Genomic DNA, 866 nt, shown 5'->3' on the forward strand with positions numbered 1-866 from the left:
TTTTTTGCTTATATTTACACAAAAAGAAAAGAAGGCTTAAAAACAGGTTTTTCATTTTTTGGTCTTGGTTTTGCCTTTCTTTTAGTTTATATTGGCATCTCAGACTACCAGCATAAAAGTTTTGCCCTTGCCTCAAATGAGAACCTGCCTTTACTTTTAGTTGTTCTGATTTCAGCCCTTTTTTACGGCTTTTCATTAAAATACAAACAGTTTAAAGAGCTCGGTTCTATATTTGCACCAATAAATGTATTTTTAATTGCCCTAATACTGCCAAATACTGAAGAAACAGGACAAATTCATAATAATATATGGTTCTATCTGCATGTTATATTTTCATCTCTCGCTTACGTATTTATAATCGGTGCAACTGTAGTGGCAGTAATTTATCTACTAACAGAAAGAGATTTAAAAAATAAAAAGTTAAACTCGTTTTTTGTTTCCAAGTTTTCTTCTTCTTTATATACTCTGCAAGAGATTGAATATAAATCAAATGTTCTTGCTTTTATATTTTTAAGTCTTGCACTTGTAGCATCTTCTGTGTGGTCTTCGGTATATCTTGGAAAACACTGGCTGTGGGATGCAAAACAGACAGCACTTTCTATTTTATGGGTGTTTTATGCAGTTTTACTACACTTTAGGATAATAAAACATCAAAAAGGAAGAAAAGCGTCGTACATGACGCTTACAGCAAGTTTTATAGCTTTAATAGTTTTCTGGTTTGTTAAGCACCCTGTTTATTGAGAAGCTCTGAGACTCTAAATATTGGATAAAAATCAAAACCTTCTTTTCTTATGTTTTCTTCACCGCCTTCTTCTCTATCTACAATCGCAATTATCCCAAGTATTTCAAGACCAGCTTCTTTTGCA

The 866-nt window shown here is 32.3% G+C and carries 1 protein-coding gene and 1 pseudogene; one reads left to right on the forward strand and one right to left on the reverse strand.

Annotated elements, in window-relative coordinates:
• On the forward strand, positions 1-741 hold a 741-nt coding region (gene ccsA / locus HG1285_RS00015), incomplete at its 5' end, for a cytochrome c biogenesis protein CcsA (RefSeq protein WP_008289778.1).
• Here the strand turns inward: ccsA and HG1285_RS20710 are convergent.
• A pseudogene (locus tag HG1285_RS20710) lies at positions 722-866 on the reverse strand (orotate phosphoribosyltransferase); the annotation flags it as partial. The gene ccsA and the pseudogene HG1285_RS20710 overlap by 20 nt on opposite strands.

Source organism: Hydrogenivirga sp. 128-5-R1-1, from assembly GCF_000171895.1.